The 18,799-nt window shown below is 72.2% G+C and carries 19 protein-coding genes; 10 read left to right on the forward strand and 9 right to left on the reverse strand.

Features of this window, described 5'->3' with window-relative positions; all coding sequences use genetic code 11:
* Positions 1–369: 369 nt before the first annotated feature.
* Entirely contained in the window at positions 370–1,854 is a 1,485-nt protein-coding gene (locus tag ACIP94_RS12110) for an IucA/IucC family protein (RefSeq protein ID WP_402423297.1), read from the reverse strand.
* Between the two features lie 73 nt (positions 1,855–1,927).
* Here ACIP94_RS12110 and ACIP94_RS12115 point away from each other — a divergent pair, with 73 nt between their 5' ends.
* The 3 genes from ACIP94_RS12115 to ACIP94_RS12125 are packed head-to-tail and all read left to right on the forward strand — an operon-like array spanning position 1,928 to position 5,575.
* Positions 1,928–3,475 (forward strand): IucA/IucC family protein, encoded by a 1,548-nt coding sequence (locus tag ACIP94_RS12115; protein WP_402424247.1) that lies wholly within the window; start codon positions 1,928–1,930, stop codon positions 3,473–3,475.
* Positions 3,476–3,518: 43 nt separating this feature from the next.
* On the forward strand, positions 3,519–4,784 hold the full coding sequence (locus tag ACIP94_RS12120; protein WP_402423300.1) for a VWA domain-containing protein: 1,266 nt from the start codon (positions 3,519–3,521) through the stop codon (positions 4,782–4,784).
* Positions 4,784–5,575, forward strand: coding sequence for a hypothetical protein (locus tag ACIP94_RS12125; RefSeq protein ID WP_402423303.1), 792 nt, complete (start codon positions 4,784–4,786; stop codon positions 5,573–5,575). Before ACIP94_RS12120 ends, ACIP94_RS12125 begins: the two co-directional genes overlap by 1 nt.
* A gap of 144 nt (positions 5,576–5,719) precedes the next feature.
* On the opposite strand, the gene ACIP94_RS12130 is transcribed toward ACIP94_RS12125, so the two are convergent.
* A complete protein-coding gene (locus tag ACIP94_RS12130) occupies positions 5,720–6,346 on the reverse strand; it encodes a winged helix-turn-helix transcriptional regulator (protein ID WP_402423306.1) in 627 nt (208 codons plus the stop codon).
* A gap of 87 nt (positions 6,347–6,433) precedes the next feature.
* Between ACIP94_RS12130 and ACIP94_RS12135 the strand changes: the two genes are divergently transcribed.
* The 4 genes from ACIP94_RS12135 to ACIP94_RS12150 all read left to right on the forward strand — a co-directional run bounded on the left by ACIP94_RS12135 (position 6,434) and on the right by ACIP94_RS12150 (position 10,249).
* Positions 6,434–7,642, forward strand: coding sequence for a pyridoxal phosphate-dependent aminotransferase (locus ACIP94_RS12135; RefSeq protein WP_402423309.1), 1,209 nt, complete (start codon positions 6,434–6,436; stop codon positions 7,640–7,642).
* A 63-nt stretch (positions 7,643–7,705) separates the two neighbouring features.
* Positions 7,706–8,860 (forward strand): serine hydrolase domain-containing protein, encoded by a 1,155-nt coding sequence (locus ACIP94_RS12140; protein ID WP_402423312.1) that lies wholly within the window; start codon positions 7,706–7,708, stop codon positions 8,858–8,860.
* 35 nt (positions 8,861–8,895) lie between these two features.
* Entirely contained in the window at positions 8,896–9,549 is a 654-nt protein-coding gene (locus tag ACIP94_RS12145; protein WP_402423315.1) for a histidine phosphatase family protein, read from the forward strand.
* A gap of 70 nt (positions 9,550–9,619) precedes the next feature.
* Positions 9,620–10,249, forward strand: a complete 630-nt coding sequence (locus ACIP94_RS12150) for a hypothetical protein (protein ID WP_402423318.1) — start codon at positions 9,620–9,622, stop codon at positions 10,247–10,249.
* 190 nt (positions 10,250–10,439) lie between these two features.
* Here the strand turns inward: ACIP94_RS12150 and ACIP94_RS12155 are convergent, their stop codons facing one another.
* From ACIP94_RS12155 to ACIP94_RS12185, 7 genes are all read right to left on the reverse strand, one after another.
* Complete coding sequence (locus tag ACIP94_RS12155; protein WP_402423321.1) at positions 10,440–11,822, reverse strand: nucleobase:cation symporter-2 family protein; 1,383 nt, start codon at positions 11,820–11,822, stop codon at positions 10,440–10,442.
* Positions 11,823–12,070: 248 nt separating this feature from the next.
* Entirely contained in the window at positions 12,071–13,447 is a 1,377-nt protein-coding gene (locus ACIP94_RS12160) for an 8-oxoguanine deaminase (protein ID WP_402423324.1), read from the reverse strand.
* A gap of 21 nt (positions 13,448–13,468) precedes the next feature.
* Positions 13,469–14,389 (reverse strand): factor-independent urate hydroxylase, encoded by a 921-nt coding sequence (gene pucL / locus ACIP94_RS12165; protein ID WP_402423327.1) that lies wholly within the window; start codon positions 14,387–14,389, stop codon positions 13,469–13,471.
* Between the two features lie 4 nt (positions 14,390–14,393).
* The gene (gene uraH, locus ACIP94_RS12170) at positions 14,394–14,801 is read right to left on the reverse strand and encodes a hydroxyisourate hydrolase (protein ID WP_402423330.1); all 408 of its coding nucleotides are present in this window, start codon (positions 14,799–14,801) and stop codon (positions 14,394–14,396) included.
* A 45-nt stretch (positions 14,802–14,846) separates the two neighbouring features.
* Complete coding sequence (uraD, locus tag ACIP94_RS12175) at positions 14,847–15,356, reverse strand: 2-oxo-4-hydroxy-4-carboxy-5-ureidoimidazoline decarboxylase (protein WP_402423333.1); 510 nt, start codon at positions 15,354–15,356, stop codon at positions 14,847–14,849.
* A gap of 163 nt (positions 15,357–15,519) precedes the next feature.
* Entirely contained in the window at positions 15,520–15,888 is a 369-nt protein-coding gene (locus ACIP94_RS12180; RefSeq protein WP_402423336.1) for a helix-turn-helix domain-containing protein, read from the reverse strand.
* The gene (locus ACIP94_RS12185) at positions 15,885–16,136 is read right to left on the reverse strand and encodes a hypothetical protein (protein ID WP_402423339.1); all 252 of its coding nucleotides are present in this window, start codon (positions 16,134–16,136) and stop codon (positions 15,885–15,887) included. The genes ACIP94_RS12180 and ACIP94_RS12185 overlap by 4 nt, the downstream gene beginning before the upstream one ends.
* Before the next feature lie 242 nt (positions 16,137–16,378).
* Here ACIP94_RS12185 and ACIP94_RS12190 point away from each other — a divergent pair, with 242 nt between their 5' ends.
* The 3 genes from ACIP94_RS12190 to ACIP94_RS12200 all read left to right on the forward strand — a co-directional run bounded on the left by ACIP94_RS12190 (position 16,379) and on the right by ACIP94_RS12200 (position 18,592).
* Complete coding sequence (locus tag ACIP94_RS12190; RefSeq protein WP_402423342.1) at positions 16,379–17,218, forward strand: TIM barrel protein; 840 nt, start codon at positions 16,379–16,381, stop codon at positions 17,216–17,218.
* A gap of 44 nt (positions 17,219–17,262) precedes the next feature.
* The gene (locus ACIP94_RS12195; RefSeq protein WP_402423345.1) at positions 17,263–18,180 is read left to right on the forward strand and encodes a 2-hydroxy-3-oxopropionate reductase; all 918 of its coding nucleotides are present in this window, start codon (positions 17,263–17,265) and stop codon (positions 18,178–18,180) included.
* 166 nt (positions 18,181–18,346) lie between these two features.
* Positions 18,347–18,592: a hypothetical protein gene (locus tag ACIP94_RS12200; protein ID WP_402423348.1), complete on the forward strand. Its 246-nt coding sequence runs from the start codon at positions 18,347–18,349 to the stop codon at positions 18,590–18,592.
* The last annotated feature ends 207 nt before the right edge of the window (positions 18,593–18,799 follow it).

The raw sequence follows: 18,799 nt of genomic DNA on the forward strand, positions 1-18,799 counted from the left end.
GCCGCTCAGGACGTTGCGTGGCCTCCGGCGACGGCCTCAGGGGAGCCGCCCGCAGCCTCAGGGGAGCCGCCCGCAGCCTCAGGGGAGCCGCCCGCAGCCGTCTCGGGTGCATGGCCCCGCGGCACTCCGCTCCGGCCGGCCGGCATCCGAGGCGGCTCGCATGGCCCTGGCGTGCGAGCGGTCCCGCCCCCGCATGCTCCGCCGGCCGACGGGTCGCGGCCCGGGCGGCTTGCCCCAGCCCGCGAGATGCAAGGCCCGTATGCCCGGCACGGGCGCAACCACGAGTGCCGGCCGAGTCGTGCGAGACCCAGGTCCGGTGTTCCCATCTCAGCGGTCAGCGGCCAGCGGTCAGCGGTCAGCGGTCAGCGGTCAGCGGCAGGCCAGCGGATTCGGCAGGGGCAGATAGCGTGCGTCCGCGCCGTCCGCGCCCGTCCAGCGCAGCAGCAGGTTCGTCTTGCCGGGAAGCGTGGGTGAGGCCAGCAGGGCGGGGATCTCGGGGACGGGGTGGCGGGCCAGTTCCGCGCGGGCGGTGGGCCAGGGGTTCCAGCCGGGGTGGCGCTCCGACAGCAGCGCGGCCACCTCGGTGAGGTTGTTGACGACCAGGCAGTAGACCAGCCGCTGCCAGCCCGCCTCCCGGGACACGTCCGTGAGGAGCTTCACGCCCTCCGCGTCCCGGAACAGCGCCTGGACGGGCAGGCCCGCTGCGTCCACCGCGATCAGCGTGTTCTGCAGATGCGCCTCCAGGACGACCCCATGACGCTCGAACGCCTCCAGGGCCGGGGGCACGACCTGGCGCAGATACGCCGTCCACCAGGCCGCCGGGTCGGTGAGCCGTTCGAGCGGGCTGTCGTCGAAGCCCTCCTCCACGAGGGCGGCGGCGAGCAGCGGGGTGGCGCCGGGCAGCACATGGGCACGCAGACCGTCGCGGACCAGGACGGCCAGTTCCTCGAAGGCGAAGCCGGCCGTGCGGTAGCCGCGGTCGCTCAGCCAGGCCGCCGGGCCCCGGTGCGCGGCGAACGCGGCCGTCGCCGCGGCGTCGGTGCGGCGCAGCTTGAGCAGGTCGTGGCGCCACAGCCGGCGGATGTCGTTGGTGATCCGCACATCCAGGCTGAACTTCAGGAAGTGGTCGCCGCCCGGCGCGTACACCGTGCGGATCGCGGCCGTGGGCCACACGGTCGTGGGGGTGCCGTCGAGCCGCACGAGACGCCCGTCCTCGAACGCCTCGCGGATCTCCGGGCGCCCGCCGACCAGGTCGAGCTGCCAGGGGTGCGCGGGCAGCAGCCGGTAGCCGGGCGGGGCGGTGCCCAGCGCGTCGAGCGCCGCGGTGTCGCCCTCCTCGACGACGGTGTCCTCGCGTACCCCCAGAAGGGTGAGCGGGAAGCGGGCGTGCGCCTCGGGCGCGTACGGCAGCCAGCTCGCGACGGGACCTCCGCCGCGCGCCTTGGGTGCCGGATGGTGGGGGTGCCCGGTGATCAAGGACTGCTCGGAGCGCACATACGGGTCGCCAGGCGGGGTCGCGCGGTCGCGTGCGGCCAGGATCGCGGCCACCGCGTCCCGGCTGTCGAGCATCTCCCCGGGCAGTTCGGGGTTGGACAGACCGGTGGCATGGCGCAGTTCCTCGGCAGCGAGTTTGACCAGGTCGGCGTGGGTGAGCGGATGCCAGCTCCCGTCGGTGTGCACCTCGGGGTCGCGCGGGCGCCGGGCGCCGCGCACGCGCAGCAGCCGCCCGCCCGCCCGCAGCCGGTGGACGCCCTGCTCGCCCGCGGGCTCCGCCGCTTCCCGGAGCAGACAGTTGAGCAGCGGCGCAGCCGCGTAGGCGTCGGCGCGCTCGGGGACCCGGTCCCTGGGGTGCATGCGGTCCACGCGTCCATTCGTTCCGTACGGTGCACTGACGATCAGTATGTCTGTCGTGGTCCGGCACGACGAAATGCGCCGCCCGTCCCCGAGGAGTTCGAACGTGTCCCCTTCCCCTTCCGCCGAGACCCGGCTCGCCCACGAGCTGCAGGGCGTACGGCCCGAACTGTCGGGGGCGTACGCGGCGGCGCTCCCCGGTGCCCGGGCGGCCGTGCTGTCGCGCCTGTGGCGGGCACTGGTCCATGAGCCGCTGCCGTGGACCGTCCGCCGGGAGCCGACGCGCGAGGGCATGGTCGTTCATCTGGCGGACGGGCGCCGGCTGCACGGGCCGCCCGCCGACCCGTATGCGACCGCCGCGTATGTCACCGAGGTGCTGCTGGACGGGCGCGGGTACGACCGTGCGGCGGAGCTCGTCACGGCCCTCGGTGTCCCGGGCGCGGCCGCGTTCGCGGCCGAGCTCGACCACAGCACCGCCTCGTTGGCGCTGTCGCGCGCCGACCAGCCGCACAAGGCGCCCGAACCCGTGACCGGCTGGGAGTGGGAGCAGCGGGTGGTGGACGGGCACCCGTACCACCCCAACTGCCGTTCCCGGCCTGGTTTCTCGGTCGCCGAGCAGCTCGCCTACGGACCCGAGCACCGGCCTGTGGTGCGCCTCGGCCTGGTCCCGGTGGAGGACGGCGTGCTGCGGGGCGAGTGGCCGGAGTGGCTGTGGGACGAGGGGCACCCGCTGGTGCCGGTGCACCCCTGGCAGACGGCGCACGTGCTTGGCGGCCCGGCGCAGGACGGTCCCGTCGCGCATCCGCTGATGTCCCTGCGCACCCTGGCCCTTTCCGACGACGGCCCGCATGTGAAGACCGCGGTCAGCGCCCGGCTGACGTCGTCCGTACGGGACATCTCGGTCTCGTCCGTCGAGACCTCGCTCGCCGTCTCCGCGTTCGTGGAGTCGGTCGCCGCGCGCACCGACGGCCTGCTGCGCGTCACCCGCACCCTGGGGGCGTTCAGCGCCCACTCGCCCGATCTCGCCGCGGTGGTGCGCGAGTCGCCCGAGACCTGCGCGGATCCGGCGCCGGGCGAGCGGGTGGTCCCGGTGGCCGCCCTGCCGGCCACCGGCCTTGCGGCGTCCCCGGCCTGGCTCGCCGCCTTCGCCCGTCTCGCGCTCACCGTGGGGCTGCGCCTGCTCGATCTGGGTGTGGCCCTCGAGGCGCACGGCCAGAACCTGCTGGTGGTGCTCTCGCCCGCGAACGAGCCACTGCGGCTCGTCTACCGCGATCTCGCGGACATCCGGGTGAGCCCGGCCCGGCTGGCCCGGCACGGCATCAAGGCCCCCGACGTGGCCGACCGGATGGTCACCGACGACGAAACGGCCCTGCGCCGCAAGCTGTTCGGCGCGCTCGTCGGGGGCTCACTGGCCTCCACGGCGGGTTCGGCACCCGCGCTGGGGGCGGCGCTGGAGGCCGTCGTAGGGGGCCTGCCGGCCACGTCCGATCTGACGGCGCTCCGCGAGGAGCCGCTGCCCACCAAGGCGTTGACGCTGATGCGGCTGTCCCCCGGGCGCCCCGGGGATCTGTGGACGCAGCTCCCCAACCCGCTCGTTCGCACGCCAGCCCCCTGGGATCAATGAGATCGTTTTGAAGCGCGCACCCATTGATCAATAAGATCCGCCGATGATCACAAGACAACGGCTGGCGGCGGGCGTCTGCGCTCTGCTCGCCGCCCTGGCGGCCGGGATCGCCGTCCCGGCCGGCGCCGTCGCCGACGAGACGACAGCCCGGAACGCACCCAAGGTCGATCTCGTCCTCGACGTCAGCGGCTCGATGCGGGCCCGTGACATCGACGGCGGCTCGCGGATGGCCGCGGCGAAGCAGGCCTTCAACGAGGTCCTCGACGCGACGCCGGAGGAGGTGCAGCTCGGCATACGGACCCTGGGCGCCAACTACCCGGGCAACGACCGCAAGACGGGCTGCAAGGACACCGCACAGCTGTACCCGGTGGGGCCGCTGAACCGGACCGATGCCAAGACGGCCGTGGCGACGCTCCAGCCCACCGGGTGGACGCCGATCGGGCCGGCCCTGCTGAAGGCGGCGGACGACCTCAACGGGGGCAGCGGCACCCGCCGGATCGTCCTCATCACCGACGGCGAGGACACCTGCGCCCCACTCGACCCGTGCGAGGTGGCCCGGGAGATCGCGGCCAAGGGCGTCGGGCTGACCATCGACACACTGGGGCTCGTCCCGGACACCAAGCTGAGCAAGCAGCTGAGCTGTATCGCCGAGGCCACCGGTGGCACGTACACCTCGGTGCAGCACAAGACCGAACTCTCCGGCAAGGTCAACCAGTTGGTGGACCGGACGGCCGACAAGGTGGTCACTCCGGTCGCCGTGGACGGCACCGCGCAGTGCGCCACGGCGCCCACGCTGAAGTCGGGCCTGTACACCGACCGCGAGGAGTTCGGACAGCACCGCTTCTACCGGGTGGACGTGAAGCCGGGCCAGGAGCTGCGCGCCTCGGTGAGCGTCTCCGCCGACCGGCAGGTGAACCCCGACTACGGGGTGACGCTGCGGGCGATCACCGTGCACGGGCGGGAGATCGTACGCGGGGAGGCGACCGGCTCGGGCCGTACGGACGTCCTGTCGACGGGCCTGCGCTACCCGAAGGCCGAGAGCGACGACGAGAACGCGCCCGCCGAGACGGTGTGCCTCCAGGTCGCCAACTCCTTCTCCCCGGCGTCCGGTGTGAAGACCACGCCCGGCCTCCCGCTGGAGCTGACGGTCGATGTCGTCCACGGTCCCGACCCGGCCGGCGACGTGGCCTCCTTCGGTCTGGGGCGCGGCTGGTGGCTGCTCGGCGCCCTCGTTCTGGCCGGCTTCCTCGCGGGTGTGCTGTGGGGCTGGCTGTCGCGCTGGCGGGTCGCGATCTGGAGGACCAACTGATGCGTACCGTACGAGTGTTGAGCACGGCGGCCCTGCTGCTGGGCATCGCCGCCGCCCCGGCCCTCGCCGACGCCTCGCCCTCGGCGAGCCCGTCGGGTGACAGTGCCGCGCCCACCTCGGCCGGCACGTCGTTCCGTACGGCGACGGAGATCCAGCAGGGGCAGCAGGCCACGGCGAGCGCCTCCACGGGCGACTATCTGTACTGGCAGTTCCCCGCGGAGGCCGAGCAGCGGCCCACCGTGAAGGCGACGGTGAAACTGCCCTCGTCGTCCCGGAGCGGGACGCAGACCTGGCAGCTGGATGTGTACGACGGCCTGCGGCGCCGCCAGGCGTGCCAGTACGGGGCGCAGACGCGCACGGCCGCGCAGGGGGCGGCCTCCGTCGACCTCGCGTGCACGCTGCGCACGGTCCGCGCCTGGTCGGAGGCCTGGGCCAACGACCCGCTGCCGGGCACGTACTACGTCCGTCTGACCGCCGTGGGGCTCGGCGCGGCCGACCTCGGGGTGCCGGTGAACGCCGAGATCCGGGTGGACTCCAAGGACATGGGCGGCGCGGCGGCGGTGGACGGTTCGCTGGCCGAGCCGCTGGTGCCGGGGATCGCGCAGAAGTCCTCCGACTCGCAGACGGACGCGCCCAGTCTCTCGTCCCTGAAGCCCGACACCTCCGGCTGGTGGTCCGACCGCTGGGTGTGGACGGGGATCGGCGGTGTGCTCGCGGCGCTCGCCGGCATCGGCGGCTATGCGCTGACGCGCGGTTCGGGGCGCCCGTCCCGGGTGCCGCCGGGCGTCTGACATTCTGTCACCCGAGGGCATGAGGCCCGCCGCGTCCGAGGGACGCGGCGGGCCTCGGCTGTGCGGGGGCTCTTCACCGGTCCCCGCACGGTGCCGTGGCCGGTGGGTTGGTCGGCCCCGCGCGATGCCTCGGCCGGGGGTTCGTCAGTCCCCGCGCAACACCTTGGCGAGCGTGCTGTCACCCGACACCGTGACGCGCCCGTCCGCCACCGCCTGATGAAGTGTCACCGTTCCGTGCCCCAGGGCCGTACAGGTCTGCGCGTCGAGCACCAGCCGGGCGTCGGGCTCCTCGGTAGCGGCCCCCTCGCCGTACACCGCACCGTCCTGGGCGCCGAGCCGAAGGTGGAACTCGCCCTCGTCGAGCCGGACTTCGACCAGACCCTCGCCCGGCAGCGCGCGCAGCAGCGGCAGCGCGAACCAGTGCGCGCGCACCGCGTCCGTAGGCCGGCGCTCCGCCAGCGCGGGCGCACCCCAGACCCCGAGCGCCTGGATCACGGGAAGCAACTCCCGCCCCCGGGAGGTGAGTTCGTACACGTAGGCGACTCCGGGCGGTGGCAGCCTGCGGCGTGTCGTCAGCCCGTCGCGCTCCATGTCCTTGAGCCGGGACGCCAGGACGTCCGTGCTCACGCCCGGCAGGTCGGCGTGCAGGTCGGTGTAGCGACGCGGACCGGCGAGCAGCTCGCGGACGATCAGGAGGGTCCAGCGGTCGCCGACGGCGTCGAGGGCCCGGGCCGTGGAGCAGTACTGGTCGTAGCTTCGGCGAGGTGACATGCGACGCAGTCTAGACATGTCGTTGGACTTTCCAAGCCGCTACTTGGTAAAACCAAGCAACGACGGATGGCGGAGGGGAAACGGCGCATGGAGTTCCGGCAGTCGAGCAAGCTCAGCGAGGTCTGTTACGAGATCCGGGGCCCGGTGATCGAGCACGCCAACGCGCTGGAGGAGGCGGGCCACAGCGTGCTGCGCCTGAACACCGGCAACCCCGCGCTCTTCGGCTTCGAGGCGCCGGAGGAGATCCTCCAGGACATGATCCGGATGCTGCCGCAGGCGCACGGCTACACGGACTCCCGGGGCGTCCTCTCCGCCCGCCGCGCCGTGGCGCAGCGCTACCAGGCGAAGGGCCTGGAGGTCGGCGTGGACGACGTCTTCCTCGGCAACGGCGTCTCGGAGCTGGTCTCGATGGCCGTGCAGGCCCTGGTCGAGGACGGCGACGAAATCCTCATCCCCGCACCGGACTTCCCCCTCTGGACGGCCGTGACCACCCTCGCAGGCGGCAAGGCGGTGCACTACCTGTGCGACGAACAGGCCGACTGGTACCCCGACCTCCAGGACATGGCCGCGAAGATCACGGACCGTACGAAGGCCGTCGTGATCATCAACCCCAACAACCCGACGGGCGCGGTCTACCCGAAGGAGGTCATCGAGGGCATCCTCGACCTGGCCCGCCGTCATGGACTGATGGTCTTCGCGGACGAGATCTACGACCGGATCCTGTACGACGACGCCGTGCACCACTCGGTCGCCGCCCTCGCCCCGGACCTGGTGGTCCTCACCTTCTGCGGACTGTCGAAGACCTACCGGGTGGCGGGCTTCCGCTCCGGCTGGCTGGTCGTGACCGGCCCGAGGCAGCACGCCCGCAACTACCTGGAGGGCCTGACGATGCTGGCCTCCATGCGGCTGTGCGCCAACGCCCCCGCCCAGTACGCCATCCAGGCCGCGCTCGGCGGCCGGCAGTCCATCGACGAGCTGACCGCGCCCGGCGGCCGCCTGTACGAACAGCGCGAGGTGGTCTGGCGGAAACTCAACGAGATCCCCGGCGTGACCTGTGTGAAGCCGAAGGGCGCGCTGTACGCGTTCCCGCGCCTGGACCCCAAGGTGCACAAGATCCACGACGACGAGAAGTTCGTCCTGGACCTGTTGCTGCGGGAGAAGATCCAGGTGGTCCAGGGCACGGGCTTCAACTGGCCGGCTCCCGACCACTTCCGCATCCTCACCCTGCCCCACGCGGACGATCTGGAGGCGGCGATCGGACGGATCGGCCGATTCCTGAGCGGCTACCGCCAGTAGGGAATGCGGGGCACCGGCCCCCTGTTGGTGGTCTTCGAAGACGATCACCAACAGGGGGCCGGGATGGCGCGGGACGTGCACGGAACGGTGGCCGAGGGCTTCGAGGACGTACGGGAGGAGTTCGCCGCGTTTCTCGCCGGGGAGACGCACGAACCCGGTGCCCAGCTCGTCGCCCACCACCATGGGCGGCGGGTGGTGGACCTGTGGGCAGGAGAGGGGCTCGACGGATCCTCCCTGACCACCCTGTACTCCATCACCAAGGGCGCGGCGCACCTGGTCGTGGCCCTGCTGGTGCAGGACGGCGTGCTCGACCTCGACCGTGAGGTCGCCGCGTACTGGCCGGAGTTCGGGGCGGAGGGCAAGGGCCGGCTGACCCTGCGTGAGCTGCTCGCGCACAAGGCGGGAGTCGTGGGCGCGGAAGGCGGATTCACCCTCGCGGAGCTGGCCGACGACCGGCTCGTCGCGGCCCGGCTGGCCGGGAGCAAGCCCCTGTGGGAGCCGGGAACGGCGTACGGCTACCACGCCCTCGTCATCGGCGCGCTCACCGGCGAGGTGGTGCGCCGGGTGACCGGCAGGTCCCTCCAGGAGCTGTACGAGGAGCGTGTCCGCGCCCCGTACGGGCTGGACTTCCATCTCGGTCTCCCCCGGGAGCTGGAGCCCCGCCGGGTGGAGGTGCAGTCGCTGCTGCCCACCCCCGAGCAGGCCGAGGCGCTCGCCGCGCGCGCGGCGGCACCCGACAGCATCCGGGGCATCGCCCTCGGCCAGAACGGGTCCGAGCCCCTCGACCTCGTCGCCTTCGGCAACGACGGCCGCGTGCGCGCGCTCGGCCCCGCCTCCTCCGGCGGCGTGGGCAACGCCCGGGGCGTGGCCGGCATGTACGCCGCCGCGATCAGCACGGTGGACGGCAGGCCGCCCCTGCTCGCGCCCGGGACCGTCGCCGCGTTCAGCGGGCTGCGCACTCCGGGCACGGACCTGGTCACCGGGCAGGCCGACCACTTCGGCCTCGGCTTCGAGTACCTCGCCGGGCGTTACCCGTTCCTGGGCTCCGACGCGTTCGGGCACAGCGGCGCGACCGGCTCACTCGGCTTCGCCGATCCCGCGAGCGGGGTGGCGTACGCGTACACCCGGCGCCGGTTCGCCTTCCCCTCGGGGCAGGGGGCCTCCCCCGAGAACGGCCGTCTGGCCCAATCGGTCCTGCGCGCCGCCGCACGCGTGTGACACGGTACGCGGAGGCGGAACAGGAAGGGCAGGGCGTGGGCGACCTCATTCTCGTCCGGCACGGTGAGACCGAGTGGTCGCTCTCCGGGCGGCACACCGGGTGGACGGATGTCCCGCTGACCGAGCACGGCCGGGAGCAGGCGCGCCGGCTGGCGCCGCTGATCGCCCGGCATCACATCGCGTCGGCGTTCGTCAGCCCGATGCAGCGGGCCCGGGAGACGGCCCGGCTGGCCGGGATCGGGGGCGCGCGCGTCGACGCGGACCTGTCCGAGTGGGACTACGGCGGGTACGAGGGGATCACGACCGTCGAGATCCACCGGACGCAGCCGGACTGGTTCCTGTTCACGGACGGCGTCGCGCCCGGTCCCCCGGAGCATCCCGGAGAGAGCCCGGAGGAGGTCGGGGCGCGCGCGGACCGGATGATCGCCAAGATCGACGCGGCGCTCGCCGAGGCGGAGGGCAGCGTGGTCGTGGTCTCCCACGGCCACTTCCTGCGGGTGTTGACCGCGCGGCGGCTCGGCCTGGCGGCCTCGGGGGGTGCCCTGTTCCAGCTCTCCACGGGGACGCTGAGCAGGCTGAGCATGGAGCACCGCCGGCATGTGGTGGCCGGCTGGAATGTCAGACCCGACGCGTACTGTTCCCATGGGGCCCTCTCCGCGGGGGAAGCGGGGCCCGCCGAGGAGCACTGACGGGACCGCGAGCGCCCGTACCCCCTGGGGACGCGAGCGCCCGCGCCCTCCCCCGCGGGAAGGAGCACCCGTGACCCGACCGCCGACCGCCGTGCAGCAGCGTCTGATCGAAGCCGCCGACCCCGTCACCGGGCGGTTGAAGGGGACGGACGCCCAGCTCGCCGCACTGGTGAAGAGGGGGCTGGCCTTCCGGCATCCGCGTCCGCCGCACGACCACTTCCTGACCCCGGCGGGTCACCGCATACGCGAGACGCCCGCCGAGCAGAAGCCGGCCGCCGCCCCGGCACCCGCCGACTCCGGCGTGTTCGCCGCACGCGTCGGCGGTGAGGAGTCCGCGGACGGCGGGCCGGCCCGGCTGCGGGAGGTGCGCGGCGCCTGGCAGGGGCTGCTGGAGCTGCGCCGGATGACCAACCCGGGCGGTGCCATGGACCGCCCCTGCGGCTGGGAGCGGACCCATCTGGTGCGGGCCGCCGCGCTCGCGCTGGAGGCGGCCGGGCACCGGCCGGCGACCGGGGAACAGGCGGAGGGCTACCGGGTACGGGCGACCCCGCAGCCGGAGGCGGTCGCCGTGCACGAGCCGCACCTCCCGGCACTGCGCGCCTGCGCGGCCACGCTGGAGGAGGCGGGCTGGCAGGTCAGCGAGCATATGGAGCCTCGAGTCCGGCAGCGGTACGTGCTGGCGTCGCCTCGGCGCGGATGAACGCCGGGCGCATGAACCGCTCGGTGGCCGGGTCGCGTTGACTGCCACCACTCAAGGAACGCACACAGCCGGCCGGCCCCGGACCTGATGGCGTGGCCCGGCCTCGCGCGGGACCGGTCATCGCACCCGCGTCCGCGTCGAGGGCCGCCGTGGGGCATGGCGGTCGCGGTCGCCGTACCCCCGCAGCCGTTCAGTGCGCGGTCGCCGTCCGAGCCCCGGCGATCTCCTCGCCCGTCTCCCTCGGACCGCTCAGGTCCCGCGTGTCCCGGCCCCTGCCCAGGTGGTTGAAGACGAGGTTCAGCAGGACCGCCGCCACACAGCCCGTCGAGATGCCCGAGTCCAGGACGATCCGGGCCGTCTGCGGGAACGCGTGGTAGAAGTGCGGCGCTGCGATCGGAATGATGCCGACGGCCAGCGAGACGGCCACGATCAGGGCGTTGCCGTCCTGGTCCAGGCCGGCCCGGACCAGGGTCTGGATGCCGCTCACGGCCACCGAGCCGAACAGGACCACGCCCGCGCCGCCGAGCACCGGGCGCGGTACGACGGCGATGAGGGAGGCAGCCATCGGGCACAGGCCCATCAGGACGAGGAAGCCACCGCCCGTGGCGACGACGTACCGGCTGCGGACGCGGGTCATGGCGACCAGGCCGATGTTCTGGGCGAAGGCGCTGCACATGAAACCGCTGAAGAGGGGACTGAGGGCCGAGCCGAGGGTGTCGGCGCGCAGGCCCGCCGCGATGGTCCTCTCGTCCGCGGGGCGTTCGACGATCTCGCCCAGCGCCAGCATGTCCGCGGTCGACTCGGTCATCGAGACCACCATCACCACGCACATGGACAGGATCGCGGCCAGGTGGAACCGGGGGGCGCCGAAGTGGAACGGCGTCGGGAAGCCGATCACGGCCGCGTCCGCGACCGGACCGAAGTCCGTGGCGCCGAAGGGGATCGCGACGACCGTACCGGCGACCAGGCCGAGCAGGACGGCGATCTGCTTGACGAAGCCCCGGGTGAACCGGCGCAGGAGGACGACGAGGGCGAGGGTGATGCCCGCCACGGTGAGGTGGGTCGCCGAACCGTAGTCGGATGCCGTGGGGTCGGGGCCCTGTGCCCAGCCGAAGGCCACCGGAAGCAGCGACACGCCGATGAGGGTGATCACGGTGCCGGTGACGACCGGCGGGAAGAAGCGGATCGCCTTGCAGAAGACGGGGGCCGCCAGGAAGCCGAGGAACCCGGCGACGATCACTGCGCCGAAGATCACCGGCAGGGCGTCGGACCGGTTCTCGGCCGAGGCCACGATGGCGGTCATGGGCGCCACGCCGGCGAAGGTGACGCCGTTGACGAACGGCAGCCGGGCACCGATCTTCCAGATGCCGAGGGTCTGCAGGAAGGTGGCGAGGCCCGCGGTGAACAGGCAGGCGCCGGTGAGGAAGGTGAGGCCGGCACCGGACAGGCCGATGGCCGCGCCGACGATCAGGGGCGGGGCGACGACTCCCGCGTACATGGCGGCCACGTGTTGCAGACCGCTGGTCACCATCTTGAGGGCGGGGAGTTTCTCGTCAACGGGATGGGCGGCCACGGCGGCTCCTCCGGTCGGTGGCACGTCGGCTCTGACGTGGGTGTCAAGGAGGTGGTGCTGCGTCATACGTCATAGGGGCGCCTTCCGCCCGGGCGGGACCGCGCCGGGGCAGGGCCCCGGGGCACGGGGACCGTTCCGGGGCACGCGCGTCCTCGCGCGTGCCCCGGAGACGGTTGCCATGGGCCCCCGCTCGGGTCCATGGCAACCGGCCGGGAGCCGTCCCCCCCGGCCGGAGTCCTCGCGACCGGTCAGCCCTGTCCCGCGATGCGCGCGAGGCGCCGGGCCTCGTCCCGGGTGGAGCGGGCGATGGCGTCCTCGTCGGCGGTCAGCAGCCTGCCGTCCGCCACGATCTGACGGCCATTCACGAATGAGGCGGTGACCGGTGCCGCCGCCCCGAAGACCAGCGCCGTCACCGGGTCGGCGATGGAGGAGTGGGCCAGGGTGTCGAGCTTCCACAGCACCAGGTCGGCCAGCTTGCCCGGCTCCAGGGAGCCGATCTCGCGTGCGCGCCCCAGCACCTGGGCGCCCCCGTAGGTGCCGAGGCGCAGCGCCCGGCGGGCGTTCAGGGCGGCCTCCCTGTGGGCGCCCAGGCGGTTGATGAGCAGCGCGTTGCGCAGTTCGGTGTGGAGTTCGCCGGACTCGTTGGACGCGGTGCCGTCCACGCCGAGGCCGACCGGGACGCCCGCCGCGAGCATGTCGGGTACGCGCGCGATACCGGCTGCCAGGCGGGCGTTGGAGGACGGGCAGTGGGCGACCCCCGTCCTCGTACGGGCGAAGGCGGCGATGTCGGAGTCGTTCATATGGACGCAGTGCGCCATCCACACGTCCTCGCCGAGCCAGCCCGTCGACTCGAAGTAGTCGGTGGGGCCCATGCCGAACAGCTCGTGGCAGAACTTCTCCTCCTCCACGGTCTCCGAGCCGTGGGTGTGCAGCCGTACGCCCTTGCGCCGTGCCAGCTCGCCGCCCTGCCGCAGGAGTTCGGTCGAGACGGAGAAGGGGGAGCAGGGCGCCACCGCCACCTGGGTCATGGCGTCGGAGGAGGGGTCGTGATGCTCGTCGATGGTCGCCTCGGTGGCGGCCAGCGCGCGTTCGAGGGTCTCGACGGCGAAGTCCGGCGGCAGCCCGCCGTCCTTCTCGCTGCGGTCCATCGAGCCGCGGGCCAGGGTGAATCGGACGCCCATCTCGCGGGCGGCGCGGATGATGGCGCCGGACAGGTCGCCGCAGTCCCTCGGATAGACGTAGTGGTGGTCCATGGCCGTGGTGACGCCGCCGCGGGCCATCATCGCGAGCGACCCCTGGGCCGCCGCGTACACCATCGGCTCGTCGATGCGCGCCCACGTCGGGTACAGCGCGACCAGCCAGTCGAACAGGTTGTGGTCGGTGGCCAGGCCCCGGGTGATCCACTGGTAGAAGTGGTGGTGGGTGTTGACCAGGCCCGGTGTGACGAGGTGGCCGGAGGCGTCGATACGGCGTGCGACGCCCTCCAGGCCCTCGGGGGCCGCACCCGCGCCGACGGCCTCGATACGGTTGCCTGCGACGACGACGTGCCCCGTGGGGTATTCCGTGTCGTCGGCGTCCACGGTCGCGATCGCGCAGTTCTCGATGACGATGCGCTGTGGTGTCATGGTTCGTGGTTCTCGCTTCCGTCACAGGTTGGTGAGGTCCACGGGGATCCGCGCCTCGCAGCCGTCCCGCAGGACCGTGGCCTCGATCAGCCCGTAGGGGCGGTCGGCGGCCAGGTAGACCTCGTTGTCGTTCTTCAGCCCGAACGGCTCCAGGTCCACCAGGAAGTGATGCTTGTTCGGGAGCGAGAAGCGAACCTCGTCGATCTCGGCGCGGTGGTCGATGATGCGCGCGCCCATCTGGTACAGGGTCTGCTGGAGAGACAGGGAGTAGGTCTCGGCGAAGGCCTGGAGCAGGTGCCTCCTCGTCTCCTCGTAGGACGTTTCCCAGTCTGGCATCTCCTGGTCGTCGCCGGTCCAGTTGAACCGCCAGCGGCCGGACACCTCGGTGGCCAGGATGCGGTCGTACGCCTCCGGCAGGGTCGTGTACTTGTCCTTGACGTAGCCCCAGAACTCGGAGTCCGTCGCGTTCATCACCGTCAGGTCCTTCAGTCCGGAGACGACCTCCCAGGACGAGCCGTCGTATGTGATCTGCGTCAGGCGGGTCTCCTGGCCGGTGCGGAGGAAGGAGTGCGCGCCCTGGCCCGCGTGCTCGATCCGGTCCCAGGTGTACTCCTCGATCCGGATGCGGGCCCGGTGGATGGGCTCCTGGGACGTCACGAAGTGGCGGGCGAGGTGGATGCCGAACCGCTCGGCGGACTCGATGCCGTGCTCCTTCGCGAACGCGTACACCGTGTTCTTGGTGGTGTCGGTCGGCAGCACATGGGCGTTGGAGCCGGAGTAGTGGACCTCGTCCATGTCGCCGGAGAGCGAGACGGACACGTTGAGATCCTTGATGTGGTGGGTGGCGCCGTCCCGCGTGATCCTGACGACTCGGTTCTCGGCCTTGCCGTACTGGTTCTGTCCCAGGGTCACGGGGCGGGCAGGGCGGGAATTGCCGGTCATGTAGCTAGCTCCCTCGGTAAACGGAGTAGCCGAACGGGGTGAGCAGCAGCGGTACGTGAAAGTGCTCGCCCGGCGCGACGGTGAACGTGACCGTCACCTCCGGGAAGAACGCTCCGGTGGTACCGCTGTCCCGATTCGCGGGGGCGTCCTGCTGCGCATCGGCTTGCTTCTTCTCGAACCTTTCGAAGTACGCCTCGACGGCGAAGTCGAGCCGTACATGGGTGGTCCCTTCCGGCGGGGCCGGGAGGTCCTTGCACCGGCCGTCCGCGTCGGTCACGGAACCGCCGACCGTCCGCCAGTGCGCGTCCCGGCCCGGGCGGGCGAAGAGGCGGACGGCGACGCCCGGGGCGGGGCGGCCGACGCTGGTGTCCAGGATGTGCGTGGAGACGGAGGCGGTGGTCTCGGTGCTCATGCGCTGTCCTCTTCAGGAGGTGTCGAGGAGTCCGGCGGCTTCTCGTCAGACGGTGTCGAGCAGTCGGGCGAGCCGGATACGGTTGATCTTCCCCAGCTCGGTGCGGACGATCTCCCGTTCCTGCCCCGGCGCGTTGCCGATCCGCTCCTTGACCGCGTCCCGCATCTGCTCTCCGGTCTTGCCGGTCGCGCAGATCAGGAAGACATGCCCGAACTTCTCCTGGTAGGCGAGGTTGAGTTCGAGCATCTCCGCCCTGAGGTCCTGCGCGGCGCCGGCCATGCCGCGCTGCTCCCGGGCCGACGTGGGATCGCCCGGCGTGGGGCGCCCGATCGGCGGGTGCCCGGCCATCACCTCCTCCAGGTCCGCCGTGGTCAGCTCGGCCATGGCCGCGTCGCCGACGGCGTAGAGGTCGTCGGCGGTGCGGTAGGGGCGTGCGGCGAGCAACCGAGCGGCCCAGGCGGTGGAGGCGCACACCTCGTGGAGGGCGGCCAGGGCCACATGCTCCTCGAGGGCGTTGAACCGGGCGAGGCCCGGCGGCGTGGAAGTCGACGTCAAGGGTGCCTCCGTGGCCTTGGGGGCTGAACGGGCTGCGACCAGCTAACGCCCTCCGTCAGACAGCGTCAACACTTTGTTGAAAATTCGAGGTAACAAAGAACGCCGCTCGACTGCCGGCCGGCGGCTCGCCGAAAAGGACCCGGGCGAAGCGCGTCGGACCTGGTCAGGAACCCTTTTCGCGATTGAGGTAGTTGTATACGGTGAAGCGGCTCACGCCGAGGGCGCTCGCGACGGTCTCCACACCGTGGCGCACGGAGAAGGCGCCCCGCGCCTCCAGGGTCCGTACAATCTCCTGCTTGGCCTTGCGGTCCAGTTCGGCCAGCGGCCGGCCGCGCTTGCGCTCCATCGCGGCGAGGATGTGATCGAGCGAGTCGGCGAGCTGCGGCAGACGTACCGCGACGACGCCGGCGCCCTCCCAGACGAGCACGACATCATCCGGTCCGGCCTGGTCCGGCGGCAGCATCTCGCCCCCCATGGCGTCGACCAGCGGCTTCACGGCCGTGATGAAGGGCTCGTCCCCCACCCCGGTCATCCGCCGGCCTCCGCGACCACGTTGACCTGCAACGAGATCCGCGTGGCTCCGGCCTCCAGGGTCTTGCGCAGCAGCGCGTCCACGGCGGCGAGCACCGCGTCGGCGCGCCCCTCGGCGGTGTTGCCGAACGGGCCGACGTCCACGGCGTCCAGTTCGGCCGCCTCGACGACCTCCCGGGCGACCAGCGCGTGCGCGGGCGCCTCGTCGAGATCGAAGGGCTCGGTCGTGAACTCCACTCTCAGTCGCACGGTGCCCCCAAAAGCACGGTCGTGACCTCTACTGCCATCCGGATCGCCCGGGACGAGGGCACGTCGGGGGCCTCCACCGGGACGGAGCCGCCCCCGTCCACCACGAGGCGACCCTAACCGACGCGAGGTCGCGGCCGCTCCCCTTCCACCCCCTTGACAAGCAACACCGGGGCGGGACAGCCTTCCATAAAGCAAAAAGTCAATTCCGCGATACGGAAGAAAAAGGGGCAGGGGCGTCGCCGATGGGATTCGCCGACCAGCGCTTCACGGTCAATCTGTCGATCCTCTTCACGGAACTCCCGCTGCTGGAACGCCCCGCGGCCGCCGCCGCAGCGGGCTTCGCCGCGGTCGAGCTGTGGTGGCCCTGGGTCGACTCCCCCACACCCGAGCGCCCCGCGCTCGACGCACTGAGGAAGGCCATCGAGGACGCGAACGTGCAGCTCACGGGCCTGAACTTCTACGCCGGACACCTCCCCGGCCCCGACCGCGGCGCCCTGTCGATCCCCGGCGAGGCGTCGGACAGGTTCCGCGCCAACATCGACGTGGCCGCCGGCTTCGCCGCCTCCCTGGGCTGCACGGCCCTCAACGCCCTCTACGGCAACCGCGTCGACGGCGTGGACCCGGCCGAGCAGGACGCGCTGGCCCTGGAGAACCTGGTGCTCGCGGCCCGCGCCGCCGACCGCATCGGCGCGATCGTGCTCGTCGAGGCGCTGAACGGGCCGGAGTCCCCGCGGTACCCGCTGGTGTCGGCCCCGGCCGCCGTAGGAATCGTCGACAAGGTGAACGAGGCGACCGGCCTCGGCAACGCGAGATTCCTGATGGACCTGTACCACCTGTCGATGAACGGCGAGGACCTGCCGTCGGTGATCGAGCACTACACGCCGCGGACCGGGCACGTCCAGATCGCCGACAACCCTGGCCGCGGAGCGCCGGGGACCGGTTCGCTCCCCCTGGCGGACCTCCTCGACCGGCTCACGAAGGCGGGCTACGACGGCCGGATCGGCCTGGAGTACAAGCCGGGCGGCACGACCGGCGAGGAGACCTTCGCCTGGCTGCCCGAGACGGCCCGCGCCGCCCGCTGAACCTCGACCCGCAGACGCAGCAGAGCAGTCAGAGAGGCACCCTCATGAGCATCACGCCCGCGGACACCTCCCGCCCGGCCCGCCCGGCGGTCGCCTGGATCGGCCTCGGCATCATGGGCTCCCCCATGTCCGAGAACCTGATCAAGGCGGGGTACGACGTCACCGGGTACACCCTGGAGCGCGAGAAGCTGGACCGTCTGACCGCCGCCGGAGGCACGGCGGCCGCCTCGGTCGCCGAGGCCGTACGCGACGCCGACGTGATCATCACCATGGTGCCGGCGTCCCCCCAGGTCGAGGCGGTCGCCTACGGACCCGACGGCATCCTGGAGAACGCGCGGCCCGGCGCCCTGCTGATCGACATGTCCTCGATCACCCCGCAGACCTCGATCGACCTGGCCCGGAACGCGGGAAGAAAGGGCATCCGCGTGCTCGACGCGCCGGTGTCCGGCGGCGAGGCCGGCGCGGTCGAGGCCGTGCTGTCCATCATGGTCGGCGGCGAGCAGGCCGACTTCCAGGCCGCGCGGCCGCTCTTCGAGGCGCTGGGCAGGACCATCGTGCTGTGCGGCCCGCACGGTTCGGGGCAGACCGTGAAGGCCGCGAACCAGCTCATCGTCGCCGTGAACATCCAGGCATGCGCCGAGGCCGTGGTCTTCCTGGAGAGGTCCGGGGTGGATCTCAAGGCGGCCCTGGAGGTGCTGGGCGGCGGGCTGGCGGGCTCGACCGTGCTGACCCGCAAGAAGGACAACTTCCTGAACCGCGACTTCACGCCCGGCTTCCGCATCGACCTGCACCACAAGGACATGGGCATCGTCACGGACGCCGCCCGCACCGTGGGGGCCGCCCTGCCCCTCGGTGCCATGGTCGCCCAACTGGTCGCGTCCCTGCGCGCGCAGGGCGACGGCGGCCTGGACCACTCGGCCCTGCTGCGGGGCGTGGAACGCCTCTCGGGCACACGGATCTGACCCTTCGCGCCCCAGATCTCCGGGTGGTGCCGTCGCCGACACCTGTCCTGTCGCGCCCAGGCGCCGGCACCACCCGGATCCCTCCCGCCTCTCCGAACCCCTTTGTGCGTCCGGCGCTTTCCGCGCCCGGGGTGCGGATCGGGCCCGGGGGCAGGAGGCTGAAGACATGGAACAGTCATCGCAGCATCCGCACATCGTGGTGCACGCCCCGGCCCTGGACGGATCCCGGCGGGTCACCGAGGGCGATGTCACCCTCGGTCTCGCCAGCCACCTCGACGACGTCATCGAGATCCTGCGCCTGGCCGACCTGGACCGGATCGAGGTCGAGGAGAGCGACCTCGTCGAGTGGCAGGGCGGCGGGCCGGACGAGTGGCCGGGGCTGTCGGAGCACGACCTCGAGGACATCGAATAGAGCGAGAGCCAAGAGAACCCACAGAAGCCACGGAACCACGAGATCCAAGCGACCGCCTACACAAGTATGCGTAGGCGGTCTACGTAACCCTCAAGTCATCCTCTGAACACCGGCCGGAGGGCTTCAACTCCCCCGCCGTGTGGGCAGATTATCGGCACACGGGGTCCGCCGACACGGGGGCGGCGGGCCCCGCCGGAGAGGTCGGGA

The sequence above is a fragment of the Streptomyces sp. NPDC093261 genome, from assembly GCF_044753645.1.
GTDB lineage: Bacteria > Actinomycetota > Actinomycetes > Streptomycetales > Streptomycetaceae > Streptomyces.

Excerpts from the sequence above, each read along its gene's own strand:
- ACIP94_RS12110 (WP_402423297.1), bottom strand. The coding sequence starts at position 1,854 with ATGCACCCCAGGGACCGGGTCCCCGAGCGCGCCGACGCCTACGCGGCT.
- ACIP94_RS12115 (WP_402424247.1), top strand. The coding sequence starts at position 1,928 with ATGCGCCGCCCGTCCCCGAGGAGTTCGAACGTGTCCCCTTCCCCTTCC.
- ACIP94_RS12120 (WP_402423300.1), top strand. The coding sequence starts at position 3,519 with ATGATCACAAGACAACGGCTGGCGGCGGGCGTCTGCGCTCTGCTCGCC.
- ACIP94_RS12125 (WP_402423303.1), top strand. The coding sequence starts at position 4,784 with ATGCGTACCGTACGAGTGTTGAGCACGGCGGCCCTGCTGCTGGGCATC.
- ACIP94_RS12130 (WP_402423306.1), bottom strand. The coding sequence starts at position 6,346 with ATGTCACCTCGCCGAAGCTACGACCAGTACTGCTCCACGGCCCGGGCC.
- ACIP94_RS12135 (WP_402423309.1), top strand. The coding sequence starts at position 6,434 with ATGGAGTTCCGGCAGTCGAGCAAGCTCAGCGAGGTCTGTTACGAGATC.
- ACIP94_RS12140 (WP_402423312.1), top strand. The coding sequence starts at position 7,706 with ATGGCGCGGGACGTGCACGGAACGGTGGCCGAGGGCTTCGAGGACGTA.
- ACIP94_RS12160 (WP_402423324.1), bottom strand. The coding sequence starts at position 13,447 with ATGACACCACAGCGCATCGTCATCGAGAACTGCGCGATCGCGACCGTG.
- pucL (WP_402423327.1), bottom strand. The coding sequence starts at position 14,389 with ATGACCGGCAATTCCCGCCCTGCCCGCCCCGTGACCCTGGGACAGAAC.
- uraH (WP_402423330.1), bottom strand. The coding sequence starts at position 14,801 with ATGAGCACCGAGACCACCGCCTCCGTCTCCACGCACATCCTGGACACC.
- ACIP94_RS12180 (WP_402423336.1), bottom strand. The coding sequence starts at position 15,888 with ATGACCGGGGTGGGGGACGAGCCCTTCATCACGGCCGTGAAGCCGCTG.
- ACIP94_RS12190 (WP_402423342.1), top strand. The coding sequence starts at position 16,379 with ATGGGATTCGCCGACCAGCGCTTCACGGTCAATCTGTCGATCCTCTTC.
- ACIP94_RS12195 (WP_402423345.1), top strand. The coding sequence starts at position 17,263 with ATGAGCATCACGCCCGCGGACACCTCCCGCCCGGCCCGCCCGGCGGTC.
- ACIP94_RS12200 (WP_402423348.1), top strand. The coding sequence starts at position 18,347 with ATGGAACAGTCATCGCAGCATCCGCACATCGTGGTGCACGCCCCGGCC.